This is a genomic window from Pantoea sp. 9140, assembly GCF_000745295.1.
GTDB classification, from domain to species: domain Bacteria; phylum Pseudomonadota; class Gammaproteobacteria; order Enterobacterales; family Enterobacteriaceae; genus Pantoea; species Pantoea vagans.
Map to the genome: position 1 here is coordinate 754,972 of NZ_JQNO01000001.1, position 16,585 is coordinate 771,556.

Here is a 16,585-nt window from a genome sequence, read left to right on the forward strand (position 1 = left end):
AGTAAAGCCGCCCTGAGCGATCCTCGCCCTTCCTTGTGATGAGCGGGTCATAATGGTATGTTCTTCCGCTTCTAAGATAGATCAATGCGATTCGCAAGGGGATTTACGCAATGCGTATTATTCTGCTCGGAGCTCCGGGCGCAGGTAAGGGGACTCAGGCCCAATTCATCATGGAGAAGTACGGCATTCCGCAAATCTCCACTGGCGACATGTTGCGTGCAGCAGTAAAAGCAGGCAGCGAGCTGGGTAACCAGGCGAAAGCCATCATGGATGCTGGCAAACTCGTAACCGATGAGCTGGTGATTGCGCTGGTTAAAGAGCGTATCACTCAGGAAGACTGCAAAAACGGTTTCCTGCTCGACGGTTTCCCGCGCACCATTCCTCAGGCAGATGCAATGAAAGAAGCCGGGATCACCGTTGATCACGTGCTGGAGTTCGCTGTACCGGACGAGCTGATTGTTGAACGTATCGTGGGCCGTCGCGTTCACGCGCCATCTGGCCGCGTTTATCACGTCACCTTTAATCCACCGAAAGTGGAAGGTAAAGATGATGTCACAGGCGAAGAGCTGACCACGCGCAAAGACGATCAGGAAGAGACCGTGCGTAAGCGCCTGGTGGAATACCATCAGATGACCGCGCCGCTGATTGCTTACTACAGCAAAGAAGCCGAAGCGGGCAACACCGCCTATCACAAAATCGACGGCACCCGTAAGGTGACCGAAGTGAGTGCCGAGCTGGCAAAGATCCTCGGCTAAGCTCAATGGGGCCGGTATCACTGGCCCCTTTTGCAGTAATTGCTTTTACCTCCCACTAATTCCGCTACAATTTCCCTGTTTTCACGCATCCCCGTTGTCATCAAGGAACTCAAATGAGGCAAGATAAGCCCGGCGTGTTATTGGTTAATTTAGGTACGCCAGACGCCCCAACCACACCTGCAGTTAAACGCTATCTGAAACAGTTTTTAAGCGATCCGCGCGTGGTCGATGCACCGCGCTGGCTCTGGTGGCCGGTTCTCAATGCTGTCATTCTGCCGTTTCGCTCGCCGCGCGTGTCGAAGCTCTACGCATCGGTCTGGATGGAAGGTGGATCACCGCTGCTGGTCTACAGTCAGCGTCAGCGTGATGCCCTGGCGGCTCGCGTCGATATGCCTGTCGAGCTGGGTATGAGCTATGGCAATCCGAGCCTGAAAAGCGCAGTGGATAAGCTTATGGCGCAGGGCGTCACCCGCCTGATTGTACTGCCACTCTATCCGCAATTCTCCTGCTCTACCGTGGCCGCGGTATGGGATGGCCTGACCACCGTCTTCAGAGGGTATCGCTCGCTGCCCGATGTGCAGTTTATCCGTGATTACGCCGAACATCCGGCCTATATCGCTGCACTGAAAGCGACGGTAGAGCGCTCGTTTGAACGGCACGGTCAGCCCGATCTGCTGGTATTGTCGTTCCACGGCATTCCGCAGCGCTTCGCCAACGAAGGTGATGACTATCCGCAGCGCTGTGCCGATACCACGGCGGCCCTGGTCAAAGCGCTGGGTCTGCGTGAGGATCAGTACATGATGACCTTCCAGTCGCGTTTTGGTCGTGAGCCGTGGCTGATGCCTTACACCGACAAAACCATGGAAAGTCTGCCTGCCAAAGGGATCAAACATGTTCAGGTCATGAGTCCGGGCTTCTCGTCTGACTGCCTGGAAACGCTGGAGGAGATCAGTGGTGAAAACTGCGAAATCTTTATGCATGCCGGCGGTGAGAAGTTTGAGTATATCCCGGCGCTGAACGCCGATGAGGCGCATATCGACATGATGGTGCAACTGGTCGACGCACGCCGTTAAAGCGCAGGCGGAGAGTGTGATATCATTCTCCGCCTGTTTTTCCAGACGGCATTCCCGATGAAATTTCCCGGCAAACGCAAATCCAAACACTACTTTCCCGTCAGCGCACGCGATCCCTTGTTACAGCCCGCTCAGCACGATGTAGATGCTGGCAGCTGGGTGGTGGGTATCGACCAGACGCTGGTGGATATCGAAGCCAAAGTCGATGACGACTTTCTCGCCCGTTACGGCCTGAGTGCCGGGCACTCGCTGGTTATCGATAATGCCGTCGCGGAAGCGTTGTACAACGAGCTGATGCGCGATGCGCTGATCACCCATCAGTTTGCCGGTGGCACCATTGGTAACACGCTGCACAACTTCTCGGTGCTGGCCGATGACCGCTCCGTGCTGCTGGGCGTGATGTGCAACAATATCCAGATTGGCGGCTACGCCTATCGCTATCTCTGCAACACCTCAAGCCGGGTCGATCTTAACTATCTGCAGGGCGTTGATGGCGCTATTGGCCGCTGCTTTACGCTGATTGGCGAACATGGAGAGCGAACCTTCGCGATCAGCCCCGGCCAGATGAACCAGCTACATCCGGATAATGTGCCGGAAGAAGTGATTGCTGGAGCGTCTGCGCTGGTGCTGACCTCCTATCTGGTGCGCTGCGCCGAAGGTGAACCCATGCCGCACGCAACGTTACAGGCGATTGAATATGCCAAACGCCACAACGTGCCGGTGGTGCTGACGCTGGGCACCAAACATGTGATTGGCGACAATCCTCAGTTCTGGCGGGATTTCCTGCGTGAGCACGTCAGCATCGTGGCGATGAACGAGGAGGAAGCGCTGGCGCTGACCGGCGAATCCGATCCGCTGCTTGCTTCCAATATGGCGCTGGACTGGGTGGATCTGGTGCTTTGCACCGCTGGCCCGATTGGGCTTTATATGGCGGGCTACACCGAAGACGAGTTCAAACGCAAAACCAACCATCCGCTGCTGCCTGGCGCGATTGCGGAATTCAACCAGTATGAGTTCAGCCGCGTGATGCGTCAGCAGGATTGCCAGCAGCCGCTGCGCATCTTCTCGCACATCGCGCCTTATATGGGCGGGCCGGAAAAGATCATGAACACCAATGGCGCCGGAGATGGCGCGCTGGCGGCGTTGCTGCATGACATTACGGCTAACAACTATCACAGCCTGAATGTGCCGAACTCCAGTAAACATGCGCGTCCGTATCTGACCTATTCGTCGCTGGCACAGGTGTGTAAGTATGCCAACCGCGTCAGCTATCAGGTGCTGAATCAGCATTCACCGCGTTTAACCCGCGGCCTGCCGGAGCGCGAAGACAGTCTGGAAGAGTCTTACTGGGATCGGTAACGCGGGTCGCCTCAGGGCGTAAAAAAGGCCCTTCTGAACAGAAGGGCCTTAGATGACTGGCAACGTCTGGCTCGTTTAGCGGTGAGATCTAGCCTGCTAAGGGAACACGGTCAGATCGAAAAGGCGCTTAAACCATCCCTGGCCGCTCGGCCCGCACCGTCCATGGCGCGGGACGCTTTCCTCCTCTGCCCATGTTCCCTGCGCATTGAGTTTATTCGTTGCGGTAAAATTTACCCTGATTTTGATATATCAGTAGCCTGCGAGGCCTTGCTAAAAAGGCATTAGCGCACGACGTCGCAGGGCTGTAAATCTTCGCCCTGCGTCATCTCATCCTGCAGGATTTGCAGCATACTGCTGGCAATCTCACGTTCACCCATCACCACGCGCGAAGCGCCACGCTCCATGATGTACTCCACCTCATCGTCATAGTGAGCGCGGGCGATAATCTCGATATTCTGATGTTTTTCACGCGCCGCCGTCACCACTTCACCCGCTTCGTAGCCATTCGGGATGGTCAGTAACAGCCAGCGGGCGCAGTCGAGCCGTGCCAGTTCCATAGTGTCCGCGCGAGCGGCATTCCCCAGCACCGCCTTGATGCCCTGTTCGCGCAGCGCTTCGACCCGCGTACGGGAGTTTTCAACCACCACTAGCGGAACATTAGCCTCAAGCAGCTTCTGACCAATCAGGCTGCCAACCCGGCCATAGCCCACAATCACTGCGTGATTGCAGAAATCCACTGGGATCTGCTTCTCTTCTTCAATAGCTTCTTCCAGCGTCTGTTCTTCCATGGATTCCGTTTTGGCCAGGAAACGCTCCAGCAGGGTAAACAGAATCGGGTTAAGCATAATCGACAGAATAGCGGCGGCCAGCACAAGATTACGGCCCTCATCACTCAGCAGGCCCAGCGAGATGCCCAGACCGGCGAGAATAAAGGCGAACTCACCAATCTGCGCCAGGCTGACCGAAATGGTCAGTGCTGTGCGGCGCGAATGGCCGAGCAGCGATACCAGCAGCCACGCGGCAACCGACTTGCCCACCACGATAATCACCAGCGCGCCCAGTACCGCCAGCGGCTGCGTCACCAGAATCGACGGGTCGAACAGCATGCCGACCGAAACAAAGAACAGTACGGCAAACGCATCACGCAGCGGCAGGGTATCGCGTGCGGCGCGGTGGCTCAGTTCCGACTCGTTTAATACCATACCGGCGAAGAAAGCACCCAGCGCAAACGAAACATCAAAGAATTCAACGGCCCCAAAGGCGATGCCCAATGCCAGCGCTAACACCGCCAGCGTAAACAGTTCGCGTGAGCCGGTGGCGGCGCTGCGGGCGAGGATCCAGGGCACGGCACGGCGTCCCACCACCATCATCAGCACCATAAACGCAGCGACTTTGCCGATGGTCCACAGCAGGTCCCAGGCCAGCAGTCCGGCGCTGGCGTTGCCCTGTTCCATCATGCCCGCAATGGCTGGCAGCAGCACTAGCGTCAGCACCATCACCAGATCTTCGACAATCAGCCAGCCAATGGCTATCTGTCCACGCTGGCTGTCAATCAGCTGTCGTTCCTCTAACGCGCGCAGTAACACCACGGTACTGGCGGTAGAGAGGCAGAGACCAAACACCAGGCCGGTCATCCACGACCATCCCAGCGTCCATGACAATCCCATTCCCAGTAGCGTCGCGACTGCGATCTGCGCGATGGCACCGGGAATGGCGATCGACTTTACCGACATGAGGTCTTTCATTGAGAAGTGCAGGCCGACACCAAACATCAGCAGGATAACGCCGAGTTCTGCCAGTTCAGGGGCCAGATTGGTATCTGCGACAAAGCCGGGCGTAAAGGGGCCAGCCAGCACGCCGGCCATCAGATAGCCAACGAGGGGCGAAATACGCAGGCGGTTTGCCAGCATCCCAAGGAGAAATGCCAGAACCAGCGCTCCGACAATGGTAGTGATCAACGGTGTGGTGTGATGCATGCCTGTCTCCTTGTATACAAATGTATCCGCTTGTAACAAATGAGTTTAAAACAAAATCACCTCTTTCGCTGAGCAATTTGCGGGAATACCTTAAAAAAGCATGAAAAAAAGTCGAAAACACAATCGAAAGGGTGTTTTTGTCCATTATCCATAATATTGGCTGATTTGACGCTTTAAACAGGGCCGGATAAATAAAAATTAGCTTCGGTAAATTACGCCGCTCTGGGAGGAATAAGGGATAAATGTGCGCGCAGAGAGTGTAAAGCCAGCCAGCGGCACTTTTGCAGCAGTAAACAATTGGTTAACAACATGGTTTACTGCCTGTTCCTGCTCAGCCGTGAGAAACCGGACCCAGGCTGGCACGATAGCCCGCTGTTGCACGGGGGTCACTCTGCGGCTCTGCAAAGGGGAGGCAGAGACGAAAAGCGTGAGCACCTGCAAGCATGCAGATGTGCATTGGCCTTGAGTTCGCCGGGGGAATATGCGACACAGTGGGGCAAAGCGGCAAATAATCGGGCCAGAAAGTAAATTAAGGAGAATCACCGTGTTGTTATCAAAATGGACAGGGGCAGGTGTGGCGCTACTGGTGGCCCTGATGCCGCTGTTTTCACAGGCCGCCGAGGCCGATCGCACCTATCGCTTCAGCCTGCTGCACACCAACGATGAGCATGGCCACTTCTGGTTTAATGCGCAGGGCGAATATGGTCTGGCGGCGCAGAAAACGTTGATGGATACCCTGCGCTACGATGTCCAGGCCAGAGGCGGCGGCGCACTGATTCTCTCTGCCGGTGATGTAAATACCGGCGTGCCGGAGTCCGACGAGCTGGATGCTGAACCCGATTTTCGCGCGATGAACCTGATTGGCTATGACGCGATGGCGCTGGGCAATCATGAGTTCGACAAGCCGATTGCGGTTCTGCGCAAGCAGGAGAAGTGGGCGCGATTCCCGCTGCTGGCCGCCAACGTTTATCAGAAAGGCACCGATCAGCGCCTGTTTAAACCCTGGGCGGTATTCAACCGTCTCGGGCTGAAAATCGCTGTCGTCGGGTTAATTACCCCGGACACCGCAAAACTGGCTAACCCGGCTGGGCTGAAAGATACCGAGTTCCGCGATCCTGTCGCGGAGACGGTGAAGGCGGTTGCTGAACTGCGTGCCGCCGAGAAGCCGGACGTGATTGTCGCGCTGACTCACCTTGGCCACTATGACGACGGTAAGCATGGCAGCAACGGCATCGATGACGTTACTCTGGCCCGCAGCCTGCCTGCCGGCACAATCGATCTGATTGTGGGTGGACATTCTCATGATGCGGTCTGCATGGAAAAAGAGAACGTCAGCGTTAAAAATTATCAGCCCAGCCAGCCCTGCAAACCCGATCAGCAGAACGGCATCTGGATTATGCAGGCCGACAAGTGGGGCAAATATGTCGGCCGTGGCGACTTCACCTTCCGTAATGGAGAGGTGTCGCTGGAGGCTTATCAGCTGGTGCCGGTCAACCTCAAACATCAGGTAAAGAATGCAGATGGCAGTGAAACCTGGCTCACCTGGCAGGAAGAGATCCCGAAAAATACCGCGATGATGAAGCTGCTGATGCCGTTTCAGAAGCGGGCAGAGGCGAAGCTGACCCTGAGTGTCGGCAGCGTTGACGGCGACTTCAGCGGTGAAAAAGAGCAGGTTCGGTTTGAGCAGACCAATCTCGGCCAGCTGATTCTGCGCGCCCAGATGACGCATACTAAAGCCGATTTTGCGGTGATGAGCGGCGGCGGTATTCGCACCTCGCTGAAATCGGGCAAGCTGAGCTGGCGTGATTTGCTGCAGGTCCAGCCGTTCAGCAACCAGGTCGTCTCGGTCAGCCTGACCGGCGCAGAGATCAAAAAATATCTGGATGTGGTCGCCAATATTCAGCCTGACTCAGGTGGCTATGCCCAGTTTGCCGGTATCAGCCTGACCGCCGACGGAAAGCATGTCAGTAACGTCCGTATTAACGGCAAACCGATTGAAGATATGCAGCATTATCACATGGCGACCAACAGCTTTAATGCGGCGGGCGGCGACGGCTATCCGCGTCTGGATAATCATGCCGGGTACGTCAACAGCGGAGCAGTCGATGCGCAGGTGCTGCGCGACTTTATTAAGGCGCATTCACCGGTTAAAGCCAGTGACTATCAGCCGAAAGGCGAGATCGTACATCTGACCGATGAGCAGATTCGGGCGCGGGATGAGGCAGCAGAGAAAGCACGGAAGCGTAATTATCCCAAAATGATTCTGGCGTGGATCTGGCCGTGGCGGAACGAAACAGCCGCCACGCATTGAACTGACCGGGAGGCGCTTGCGCCTCCCGTTTTTCTTATGCCCGGCAGGTGTGACGTCTGATCCAGCGCTCGCGCAGTTTGTCCCATCCCCAGTTGTAAGCCATGGTGAAAGGCAGGAAGAATAGGAAGAAGGCTACTTCGACCAGGAAAGCTTCCCACAGGGTGATATCCAGCATCAGGGCGGCGATCGGCAGACCAATCAGGATAAATCCCCCTTCAAATCCCAGCGCATGTAACACGCGCACGCCCGGACCGCGTTTCTGGCCTGGCGCATAGATCCGATCAAACCCGCTGTTGTAAATCATATTCCATAGCATCGCGACCGTAGAGAGCATGATCGCCAGCGAGCCCATCTGAAACAGCGGTTTATTCATGATCCATGCTGCCAGCGGCGAAACGGTCAGAATCGCCAGCGTTTCAAAGCAGACAGCATGAAGAATACGTTCTTTAAGTGAGCGGGTACGCATTGTTTGTTCTCCTTCAATAATGCGGCGCATTTTCACATGTCAGAATGCTAAGATAAAATGAACACCTATCGAAAAAAGCGATGGAACAGATGCGATACTCCCCGGAATCCCTTGAGGCGTTTATGCAGACCTTGGCGAGTGGCTCCTTTTCGGCGGCCGCGCGTGCGCTGGGTAAAAGTCAGTCCACCATCAGCGCAGCGGTGGCAAATTTAGAAGATGACCTCGGCTTTGAGCTGTTCGACCGCACGGGCCGTCAGCCGATCCTCACCGAGCAGGGACGCCGGGTTGTTCCTCAGGTTCAGCAGATTCTGTCGGCCAGCGAGCGGCTGGATGCGCTGGCGATACGTCTGTCGCAGGGCGTTGAACCCCGGCTCAGTTTTGCCATGTCCGATTTCTGGCAAACCGATCATCATGAACATCTGCTGAGGCAATTTGATGCCCGTTATCCGGAGATCGAACTGGAAGTCATGATTGCTGAAGATGGGGATGTCCTGGATCTGCTGCAGGCCGGGCGGGTACATCTGGGCGTCGTGCGGGCGCAGCCCAATCTGCCGGTTGATATCGCAGTAGCGCGGCTGCAGGTTGAAGCGCAGATGGCGGTCTTTTTACATCGCGATCATCCGCTGGCACAGCCTGATACCCTGAGCGAAAGCGAACTGGAAAGCGTGCGGCATCTGCGACTTAACACCTGGGTTGAGGCACATGAACCCGCGCCTATGGGTCGCATCTGGTCAGCACCCACCTATTTACTGTTGCTGGAGATGGCGGAGCAGGGATTTGGCTGGACGATTCTGCCACGCTGGCTGGTGAAACAGTTTGGGCATGGCGTGCTGAAAGAGTTGTCGATGTCGGGCTGGCCACAGCACATCGCCGTTGAAGTCGTCTGGTCACGACGAACGCCGCCCGGTCCGGCGGGGCGCTGGATGATCGATCAGCTGTGCGCCCAGCCGCGGGTTTAGTCGTGGCGGGCGATATCCGCAAACGGCGCGTCCAGCAGGCGTGAAAGATCCTGAGGCGCCAGTTCAATATCCAGGCCCCGTTTGCCGCCAGAGATAAACATGGCGTCAAACGCGCTGGCAGAGTCATCGATTACCGTGGGCAGACGCTTTTTCTGCCCCAGCGGACTGATACCGCCCACCAGATAGCCGGTAACCCGCTGTGCCAGCTGCGGATCGGCCATATCCGCTTTCTTCGCGCCCAGCGCTTTTGCCACCTTTTTCAGATCGAGTTGGGTCGATACCGGCGTAATCGCTACCGCCAGCTGTTTCGCCTCACCATTCAGTGCCACCAGCAGCGTTTTATAGACCTGGCGCGCATCAAGATTAAGCTTGCGGACCGCTTCGTCACCAAAATGCGTTTCGTTACTGTCATGCTCATAAGGATGCAGAATAAAGCTGACCTTTTGTTTTTCCAGCAATTTTACGGCGGGCGTCATACAGGTTCCTTACTAAGAAAAATCTTATTGCGCAGAATCATGGAAAAAGGTGGCGAAATTTTGTTCTTTGCGTAAAATTGGCCGCGCGCCAGCAATCTGATTGCTGAGCGATAACCAAAATCATAAACAAATTCCTCTTTGACGGGCCGATAAACTTATCGGCTCTCTTTTTTTCAGGGCTTCTTCAGCATCTCAGGCAGATTGTCTTCGCCGTAAAGATGCAAAGCACCCACCGCAACCACATAGTTTCCCGCCGCCAACCCCTGCAGCCGGTCACACCACTGCGCATTACGCTGACCGATCAACGTATCATTCAGCGCCTGACTGAACGTCGCGGGCAGGGTGATTTCCGGCTGGCGTGGCGGCGTATCAAGCCACCAGCTCACCATCATCTGCAGCAGTCGTGCATTAGTGTGCCAGTGCAGCAGCGTATCCTGTAACAGCGCCATGCCATCATCCGGTAACGCGGTCAGCAGGGCGATCTGCGCATCGGCGCCTTCCAGTTCAATCACGGGTTTGTTCAGGCTTTTCGCTGCCTGCAACAGCTGATAATCAATGCCGTAGTCAGGCCGTAATCCCAGCCTCTGTGCCTGTTGAGCCTGTAACATTAGCGCCACCTGCCAGGCAGGCAGATTATCCAGCAGGCTAAGCGTAAGACTCATCTCCTGACACAGTGCGGTGAGCGTTTGCATCGCGCTGCTCTCAAGTCGTTCAGAGAGCGCAGGACGATCGCCGTAATGGTCAAAGGGTGAGCCACCCTGGGTAATATCGGCTTCCACAATCAGCGCATCCGCCTGCTGCAACTGCCGCAGCAGGCGAGCGGGCAACGGCTGCATGTCACGCGTTCCCATGTGGATGCTGCCCACCAGATGCAGCTGACGATTGCCAATCCGGACATCCAGCGCAGGCCAGCGGTAACTGGCGGGAAAAAGTTGGCTGATAAGGCCGCGCAGTGAGCGCCAGATGTTGCCTGTCATTCCCGGTCCTTTGCGATTCAAAACCCCATGCTAGCGACTTCAGAGCGTGAAAAACAGCGCTGAAACGGCGATTACTGGCGCGGTGGCCGGTAACGCAGCAGGCGGTTAGCATTGCTGACCACGGTAATGGAGGAGAGCGCCATCGCCGCACCTGCCACAATCGGGCTGAGCAGGGTGCCGGTCAGCGGATAGAGCACGCCCGCGGCTACCGGAATACCGATACTGTTATAGATAAATGCGCCAAACAGGTTCTGCCGGATATTGCGCAGCGTCGCGGAAGAGAGCGCTAACGCATCTGCCACGCTGTTAAGATCGGCGCGCATCAGCGTAATACCCGCGGTTTCTACCGCCACATCGCTGCCGCCACCCATCGCAATGCCCACATCCGCCTGCGCCAGTGCAGGTGCGTCATTGATGCCATCACCGACCATCGCGACGCGACGGCCCTGCTGCTGTAGCTGTTCGATTGCAGCCGCTTTGCCTTCAGGCAATACGCCTGCAATCACTTCATCAATGCCGGTTTCGGCAGCGATGGCGCGTGCGGTACTTTCATGGTCGCCGGTCAGCATAATCAGGCGATAACCCTGCTGATGCAGTCGCTTAAGGGCTGCACTGCTTTCAGGACGCAGCCGATCGCGCAGCGCGATAAGCCCGGTGAGTTGCCCCTGTTCCGCCAGTAATACCGGCGTGGCACCCTGTTGCGTCAGGCGCGTGATCGCTGCTTCTGCCGCCCGGTAGTCGACGCCGTTATCCTGCAACAGCGCTGCGTTACCCAGCAGCAGCGCTCTGCCATCCAGACTACCGCTGACCCCTTTGCCGCGTATTGTACGAAATTGCGTTAACGACGCTGGCTGAGTCAGCTTCGCTTCGGCGACAATCGCTTTCGCCAGCGGATGACCTGAGGCGAACTCCAGCGCAGCCGCAGTCGTTAACACCGATTCACGGCTGGCATTACCCCAGACCAGCACTTCACTGACCTGCGGCTTTCCGGCCGTCAGGGTGCCGGTTTTATCAAACACCAGCGTGTCGATCTGGCTGGCGCGCTGCAGGGCATCGGCGTCGCGCACCAGTACGCCCAGCTCGGCGGCACGGCCAACACCGGCAATAATCGACATCGGCGTCGCCAGTCCCAGCGCACAGGGGCAGGCGATAATCAGGACGGTCGTCGCGATCACCAGCATGTAGGCGATTTGTGGCTGCGGCCCGAACAGGTACCACACTGCGCCGCTGAGCAGCGCAATTAATACCACCACCGGCACAAACACAGCGGAGATGCGATCGGCCAGGCGGCCCACATCCGGTTTGCTGCTCTGCGCCTGACGCACCAGCCGGATAATGCGCGACAGGGTGGTGTGATTCCCGGTCGCCCGGGCGATAAACTCTAACGCGCCATCCTGCACCAGGGTGCCGGCGAAGATCGCCGCACCCGGACTTTTGCTTTGCGGCACCGCTTCGCCGGTGAGCATCGCTTCATCAAACCAGGCTTCCCCTGTGGTGATGTCGCCATCGACCGGCACCCGATCGCCGGTGACCAGCCGCAGCGTCATGCCGGGCTGGACGTTACTGACCGCGATCAGCCTGTCGCCCCGGGGATCGACCAGCCGCGCCTGAGCCGGTGTCAGATCCAGCAGTCGTTCCAGCGCTTTGGACGATCGCTGACGCGCGCGCTGCTCCAGCGCATGCCCCAGATTGATCAGGCCCAGAATCATTACACTGGCTTCGAAATAGAGATGGCGCGCCTGCGGCGGGAAAAAGTCGGGCCACAGCACCACGCTAAAGGAGTAAATCCAGGCCGCGCCGGTGCCGAGTGCCACCAGCGTATCCATGGTGGCGCTGCCATTACGTAAACTGCGCCAGGCGCTGCGATAAAAGTGACTGCCGGTCACGACCATGATCAGCAGCGTCACGATGCCCAACGTCAGCCAGATGCCGTGGTTATGGTCGGTGAGCATCATGTTGTCGCCCACCATGCCCCAGACCATCAGCGGCACGCCAAAGGCTAATGCGATAGCCGCCTGCCAGCTGAAACGCCGCATCGCGCTGCGGGCGCTGTGCTGCTGCTTCTCACGTCGCTCCTGCTCGTCATCCACCACCTGCGCGCCATAACCCGCGGCATCAACGGCAGCGACCAGCTGCTGCGGGTCAGCATTGCCCAGCACCAGCGCACTGCGCTCACCGAGATTGACCCGCGCCTGGCTGACGCCTGTGACCTGCTGTAGCGCTTTTTCCACCCGACTTACGCAGCTGGCGCAGGTCATACCTTCAATCAGCAGCACGTGGGCAGGTAATGTTTTTTCTGCCGGATGAGAAGGGATCTCCGTTGTCAGCGCCTCCGGCGGCGGCTCCGATGCTGTCAACGGTTCAGACTTTGGGGACACGTCCGCCGTTTTCAGCGTCGCGTGATAGCCCGCCTGCTCAACCGTGGCGATCAGTGCAGTCGCATCCGCGTGACCGGAGACCTGCGCTTCCTGTTGGGTCACCTCAGCCTGATCAACATCGTCGCGTTGCTCGAGTGCCTCTTTGACGCGTTTGACACAGTGGCCGCAGGACAAGCCGTCCAGTGCCAGAGAAATAGTGTGTGACATAATCAACTCCTCTTGTGATCCCATTTGACCGATTGGTCAGTTTCGATTCATGCTTAAGCATAAACCTTCCATCAAGGGGAAGGTCAAGGGGACGAAAATGAACATCAGCGATGTGGCGAAAAAGACCGGGCTGACCAGCAAGGCGATTCGTTTCTACGAAGAGAAAGGCGTGGTGACGCCGCCGTTGCGCAGTGAAAATGGTTACCGCCATTACGACGGTCACCATCTGGATGAACTGAACCTATTACGTCAGGCGCGGCAGGTGGGTTTTACGCTGGATGAGTGCCGCGAGCTGGTGGCGCTGTTTAATAATCCCTCGCGACACAGTGCCGATGTAAAAGCCCGTACGCTGCAGAAAGCCGATGAAATTGCGGCGCACATTGAAGAGCTTCACGCCATGCGCGCTCGTCTGCTGGCGCTGGCGGACGCCTGTCCGGGCGATGAGAGCGCAGAGTGCCCGATTATCAATAATCTGGCCGGATGCTGCGGTCAGCGTGGCTGAATTCGCAGAGTAATCCCCTCAATGCCGACCACGACGACCGGCGTGCCGGCAGGCAGATCCTGCTCCGCCTCAACCCGCCAACTGCTGTCACCGATGCGTATATGCCCGGTGCGGTTATGTAGCGCGGTATCCAGCGTCAGCTGCAACCCGATCATCTGGCTGCCGCGCTGGTTCAGGGCATTAGGCGTCTGACGCGTTTCACGGTGGCGCATCCAGCGATACCACAGAAAGACGCAGACCAGCGTCAGCACGGCAAAGAGTGACCCCTGTGTCGTCCAGCTCACCGGCACCAGCCACTCAAAGATGCCGACAATAACTGCCGCCAGGCCGCTCCACAGCAGATAACCGCTGGTGCCCAGCATCTCAGCCGCCAGCAGTAATCCACCCAGCGTCAGCCAGAACCAGTGCGGATGCGCGATGATTTCCATCAGCATCAGCGTTTCGACTCGGTACGCGATTCCTTCAGCAGTTCACCGATGCCCGCAATCGACCCCAGCAGACTGCTCGCTTCCAGCGGCATCATCACGACTTTGCTGTTAGTGCCTTCACCGATTTTTTGCAGCGCATCGGTGTACTTTTGCGCCACGAAGTAGTTGATAGCCTGAATGTCTCCCGCGGCGATCGCTTCCGAGACCATTTTAGTGGCGTTAGCTTCCGCTTCAGCCTGACGTTCACGGGCTTCTGCCTGCAGGAACGCCGAGGTACGTTCACCTTCCGCTTTGAGGATCTGCGACTGCTTCTCCCCTTCCGCGCGCAGGATCGCCGCCTGTCGCACCCCTTCGGCCGTCAGAATATCGGCGCGCTTGGTTCGCTCCGCTTTCATCTGTGCATTCATTGCGCCGATCAGCTCCTGCGGTGGACGCACGTCGCGAATCTCGATGCGGGTAATCTTAACGCCCCACGGATTGGTGGCTTCATCCACGATATGCAGCAGACGGGTATTAATGCTGTCGCGCTGTGACAGCATTTCGTCCAGCTCCATGCTGCCCAGCACGGTACGCATATTGGTCATCGTGAGGTTCAGAATCGCCTGCTCAAGATTGCTGACTTCATAGGCGGCACGCGCCGGGTCAACGACCTGAATAAAACAGACCGCATCGATGGTGACGTTGGCGTTATCTTTGGAGATGATCTCCTGAGAGGGGATATCCAGTACCTGTTCCATCATGTTGATCTTGCGACCGACGCGATCCATGAACGGTACCACCAGACTTAATCCTGGCTGTAGCGTGCGGGTATAACGGCCAAAGCGCTCAACCGTCCATTGAAAACCTTGTGGCACGATCTTGACGGTCGCCCAGACCGCAACCAGTGCCAGAATAATCAGGGCAGGAATCACTGTTATCATACAACCTCCGCATTGTCAGATTAACGGGCCGAGTCGCTTCGGCCCGTGTTGGTGCTGTTTAGTACAGCAGGGAATAGAGCTGGCGACGATAACGCGCAGCCAGTGCATCGCCGGTTCCCAGCGCTGCCAGAATCTCCTGCAGCATTTTACGCGCCTGGCCATCAGCGGCATTGAGATCGGATTTCAGGAAGCTGAACAGCAGTTCCAGTGCTTCTTCATTACGACCGACCTGATGCAGCTGTAACGAGAGTTTAGCAGCCAGCCCGGCGTTAGACGGGTCCGCTTCCAGCTCGGATTGCAGCTGTTGAATCTCCGGCGTATCCGCAGCCTGTTTCAGCAGATCGATCTGCGCCATCAGGCTCTGATAGCGGGTATCCTGATCCTGAAGGGGGACAACTTTCAGCACCGCCTCCGCTTCATCGCTGCGGTTCAGGGTAATCAGCACGTCTGCCAGCAGGAAACCAATCTCACTGGACTGGTTGCTCAGCTGCCACGCATCTTTTAACAGCGGCAATGCCTCCAGCGGTTTACCTTCCTGCATCAGTGCCATCGCCTGCTGCGCTTTCAGTTCTTCTTCACGCGGCAGCACTTTTTCCAGCAGGGCACGGATCGCCTCTTCCGGCTGCGGTCCCTGGAAGCCGTCAACCGGCTGACCATCCTGGAACAGGTAGACGGTCGGGATTGAACGCAGACCAAACTGCGACGCCACCCTTTGCTCTTTGTCGCAATCGAGTTTTGCGAGAATAAACTGACCCGCGTACTCCTGCGCCAGACGCTCCAGCACAGGTGTCAGCTCCTGACAGTGCTGGCTGCGCTCAGACCAGAAGTAGAACAGCACCGGCAGCTGCATCGACTGCTCAAGGGTCTGCTGCAGGTTAGATTCGTTGATGTCGATGATAGAAGCGTGTGGTGACATGGATAAGTCTCTTTGCAAAAAGTGTTCTAAGAATATGGGGCCAACTGGCCCGGCTTCAAGCGCTATTGCGCATGGCTGATTAATGGCTGCGCAAAATGCGATCCAGCATCCAGCCTGGCAGTAACCGTTTCAGCAGGCTCATTACGTGTGCGACCAGCGTCACCGGATAGCGCAAACGTGGATGTTTACTCTCGAGTGCGTGACGAAGTTTAGGCAGAATGGCTTCCGCTGGCAGGGTAAAGCGTGCCGCGATACCCGGGTTACGCACCGGGTTATGCTGTTCCCCCTGCGTCACATTGTCGGTAAAGCGGGTCTCAATCGGGCCAGGCTCAATCAGGCTGACCCGGATGCCACGGCTGCGCACTTCGAGCCGCAGCGCATCGCTCCAGGCTTCCAGCGCATATTTACTGGCGGCATAGGCACCCCGGCCAGGCGTGGAGATCAGGCCCAGCACCGAGCTGGTATTAACAATGCGGCCATCACCGCTGGCCTGCAGCGCGGGCAACAGCCGCAGCGTCAGCTGATGGACGCCGAAAAAGTTGCTGGAAAACTGCTGCTCCAGCTGCTGACGCGAGAGCGTATGCAGCGGGCCATAGAGACCAAATCCGGCATTGTTAAACAGTGCGGCCAGACGGTGATCACAGAGCGCGAGTACCGCATCCGCTGCCCGATCGACACTCTGCGGATCGTCGAGATCGAGCTGGATGCCCGTATAACCCAGCGTGTTCATGCGGGCGACATCGTCGGCTTTTCGGCAGGCGGCGATCACCTTATAACCCCGCGCCAGCAGATCGTGCGCGGCGACCAGGCCAATACCGCTGGAACAACCTGTAATCAGAATGGTTTTTTGCATTTCTTTACCCTTTTTGCGCATCCAGGCGC

The 16,585-nt window shown here is 57.3% G+C and carries 15 protein-coding genes; 6 read left to right on the forward strand and 9 right to left on the reverse strand.

Translation table 11 applies throughout. From position 1 onward, the window contains the following. The first annotated feature begins 110 nt into the window (after nt 1-110). From adk to FA92_RS03535, 3 genes are all read left to right on the forward strand, one after another. Complete coding sequence (gene adk / locus FA92_RS03525) at nt 111-755, forward strand: adenylate kinase (protein WP_013357027.1); 645 nt, start codon at nt 111-113, stop codon at nt 753-755. Between the two features lie 113 nt (nt 756-868). Then, the gene (gene hemH / locus FA92_RS03530; RefSeq protein WP_013357028.1) at nt 869-1,828 is read left to right on the forward strand and encodes a ferrochelatase; all 960 of its coding nucleotides are present in this window, start codon (nt 869-871) and stop codon (nt 1,826-1,828) included. Nucleotides 1,829-1,885: 57 nt separating this feature from the next. Beyond that, the gene (locus FA92_RS03535; RefSeq protein ID WP_033782211.1) at nt 1,886-3,187 is read left to right on the forward strand and encodes an inosine/guanosine kinase; all 1,302 of its coding nucleotides are present in this window, start codon (nt 1,886-1,888) and stop codon (nt 3,185-3,187) included. 281 nt (nt 3,188-3,468) lie between these two features. Here the strand turns inward: FA92_RS03535 and ybaL are convergent, their stop codons facing one another. Continuing rightward, entirely contained in the window at nt 3,469-5,163 is a 1,695-nt protein-coding gene (ybaL, locus tag FA92_RS03540; RefSeq protein ID WP_013357030.1) for a YbaL family putative K(+) efflux transporter, read from the reverse strand. A 544-nt stretch (nt 5,164-5,707) separates the two neighbouring features. On the opposite strand from ybaL, the gene ushA reads away from it, so the two are divergent. Further along, nucleotides 5,708-7,474 carry a bifunctional UDP-sugar hydrolase/5'-nucleotidase UshA gene (gene ushA, locus FA92_RS03545; RefSeq protein ID WP_033782212.1) on the forward strand — a complete coding sequence of 589 codons (1,767 nt, stop codon included), beginning with the start codon at nt 5,708-5,710 and terminating at the stop codon, nt 7,472-7,474. Nucleotides 7,475-7,508: 34 nt separating this feature from the next. Here ushA and FA92_RS03550 read toward each other — a convergent pair whose 3' ends face one another. Beyond that, complete coding sequence (locus tag FA92_RS03550; RefSeq protein WP_033782215.1) at nt 7,509-7,940, reverse strand: multidrug/biocide efflux PACE transporter; 432 nt, start codon at nt 7,938-7,940, stop codon at nt 7,509-7,511. 89 nt (nt 7,941-8,029) lie between these two features. On the opposite strand from FA92_RS03550, the gene FA92_RS03555 reads away from it, so the two are divergent. Continuing rightward, on the forward strand, nt 8,030-8,899 hold the full coding sequence (locus tag FA92_RS03555; protein WP_033784521.1) for a LysR family transcriptional regulator: 870 nt from the start codon (nt 8,030-8,032) through the stop codon (nt 8,897-8,899). Here the strand turns inward: FA92_RS03555 and ybaK are convergent. From ybaK to copA, 3 genes are all read right to left on the reverse strand, one after another. Next, nucleotides 8,896-9,375 (reverse strand): Cys-tRNA(Pro)/Cys-tRNA(Cys) deacylase YbaK, encoded by a 480-nt coding sequence (gene ybaK / locus FA92_RS03560; protein WP_033782216.1) that lies wholly within the window; start codon nt 9,373-9,375, stop codon nt 8,896-8,898. The genes FA92_RS03555 and ybaK overlap by 4 nt on opposite strands. 173 nt (nt 9,376-9,548) lie before the next feature. Beyond that, nucleotides 9,549-10,352: a TraB/GumN family protein gene (locus tag FA92_RS03565; RefSeq protein ID WP_033782219.1), complete on the reverse strand. Its 804-nt coding sequence runs from the start codon at nt 10,350-10,352 to the stop codon at nt 9,549-9,551. 71 nt (nt 10,353-10,423) lie between these two features. Beyond that, a complete protein-coding gene (gene copA, locus FA92_RS03570) occupies nt 10,424-12,937 on the reverse strand; it encodes a copper-exporting P-type ATPase CopA (RefSeq protein ID WP_033782221.1) in 2,514 nt (837 codons plus the stop codon). 97 nt (nt 12,938-13,034) lie between these two features. Between copA and cueR the strand changes: the two genes are divergently transcribed. Continuing rightward, nucleotides 13,035-13,439, forward strand: coding sequence for a Cu(I)-responsive transcriptional regulator (gene cueR / locus FA92_RS03575; RefSeq protein WP_033731796.1), 405 nt, complete (start codon nt 13,035-13,037; stop codon nt 13,437-13,439). Here the strand turns inward: cueR and FA92_RS03580 are convergent. The 4 genes from FA92_RS03580 to FA92_RS03595 all read right to left on the reverse strand — a co-directional run bounded on the left by FA92_RS03580 (nt 13,427) and on the right by FA92_RS03595 (nt 16,556). Further along, nucleotides 13,427-13,873 carry an NfeD family protein gene (locus FA92_RS03580; protein ID WP_013357038.1) on the reverse strand — a complete coding sequence of 149 codons (447 nt, stop codon included), beginning with the start codon at nt 13,871-13,873 and terminating at the stop codon, nt 13,427-13,429. The two genes, cueR and FA92_RS03580, sit on opposite strands and share 13 nt — an antisense overlap. After that, complete coding sequence (locus FA92_RS03585) at nt 13,873-14,787, reverse strand: SPFH domain-containing protein (RefSeq protein WP_013357039.1); 915 nt, start codon at nt 14,785-14,787, stop codon at nt 13,873-13,875. The genes FA92_RS03580 and FA92_RS03585 overlap by 1 nt, the downstream gene beginning before the upstream one ends. Nucleotides 14,788-14,845: 58 nt before the next feature. Further along, the gene (locus tag FA92_RS03590; protein WP_013357040.1) at nt 14,846-15,703 is read right to left on the reverse strand and encodes a co-chaperone YbbN; all 858 of its coding nucleotides are present in this window, start codon (nt 15,701-15,703) and stop codon (nt 14,846-14,848) included. Nucleotides 15,704-15,782: 79 nt separating this feature from the next. Then, complete coding sequence (locus FA92_RS03595; RefSeq protein ID WP_033784522.1) at nt 15,783-16,556, reverse strand: SDR family oxidoreductase; 774 nt, start codon at nt 16,554-16,556, stop codon at nt 15,783-15,785. Nucleotides 16,557-16,585: the final 29 nt, after the last annotated feature.

Coding starts and splice junctions, on each gene's coding strand:
- FA92_RS03535 (WP_033782211.1), top strand. CDS start 1,886: ATGAAATTTCCCGGCAAACGCAAATCCAAACACTACTTTCCCGTCAGC.
- adk (WP_013357027.1), top strand. CDS start 111: ATGCGTATTATTCTGCTCGGAGCTCCGGGCGCAGGTAAGGGGACTCAG.
- copA (WP_033782221.1), bottom strand. CDS start 12,937: ATGTCACACACTATTTCTCTGGCACTGGACGGCTTGTCCTGCGGCCAC.
- FA92_RS03550 (WP_033782215.1), bottom strand. CDS start 7,940: ATGCGTACCCGCTCACTTAAAGAACGTATTCTTCATGCTGTCTGCTTT.
- ybaL (WP_013357030.1), bottom strand. CDS start 5,163: ATGCATCACACCACACCGTTGATCACTACCATTGTCGGAGCGCTGGTT.
- FA92_RS03595 (WP_033784522.1), bottom strand. CDS start 16,556: ATGCAAAAAACCATTCTGATTACAGGTTGTTCCAGCGGTATTGGCCTG.
- FA92_RS03590 (WP_013357040.1), bottom strand. CDS start 15,703: ATGTCACCACACGCTTCTATCATCGACATCAACGAATCTAACCTGCAG.
- cueR (WP_033731796.1), top strand. CDS start 13,035: ATGAACATCAGCGATGTGGCGAAAAAGACCGGGCTGACCAGCAAGGCG.
- FA92_RS03580 (WP_013357038.1), bottom strand. CDS start 13,873: ATGCTGATGGAAATCATCGCGCATCCGCACTGGTTCTGGCTGACGCTG.
- hemH (WP_013357028.1), top strand. CDS start 869: ATGAGGCAAGATAAGCCCGGCGTGTTATTGGTTAATTTAGGTACGCCA.
- FA92_RS03565 (WP_033782219.1), bottom strand. CDS start 10,352: ATGACAGGCAACATCTGGCGCTCACTGCGCGGCCTTATCAGCCAACTT.
- ybaK (WP_033782216.1), bottom strand. CDS start 9,375: ATGACGCCCGCCGTAAAATTGCTGGAAAAACAAAAGGTCAGCTTTATT.
- FA92_RS03555 (WP_033784521.1), top strand. CDS start 8,030: ATGCGATACTCCCCGGAATCCCTTGAGGCGTTTATGCAGACCTTGGCG.
- FA92_RS03585 (WP_013357039.1), bottom strand. CDS start 14,787: ATGATAACAGTGATTCCTGCCCTGATTATTCTGGCACTGGTTGCGGTC.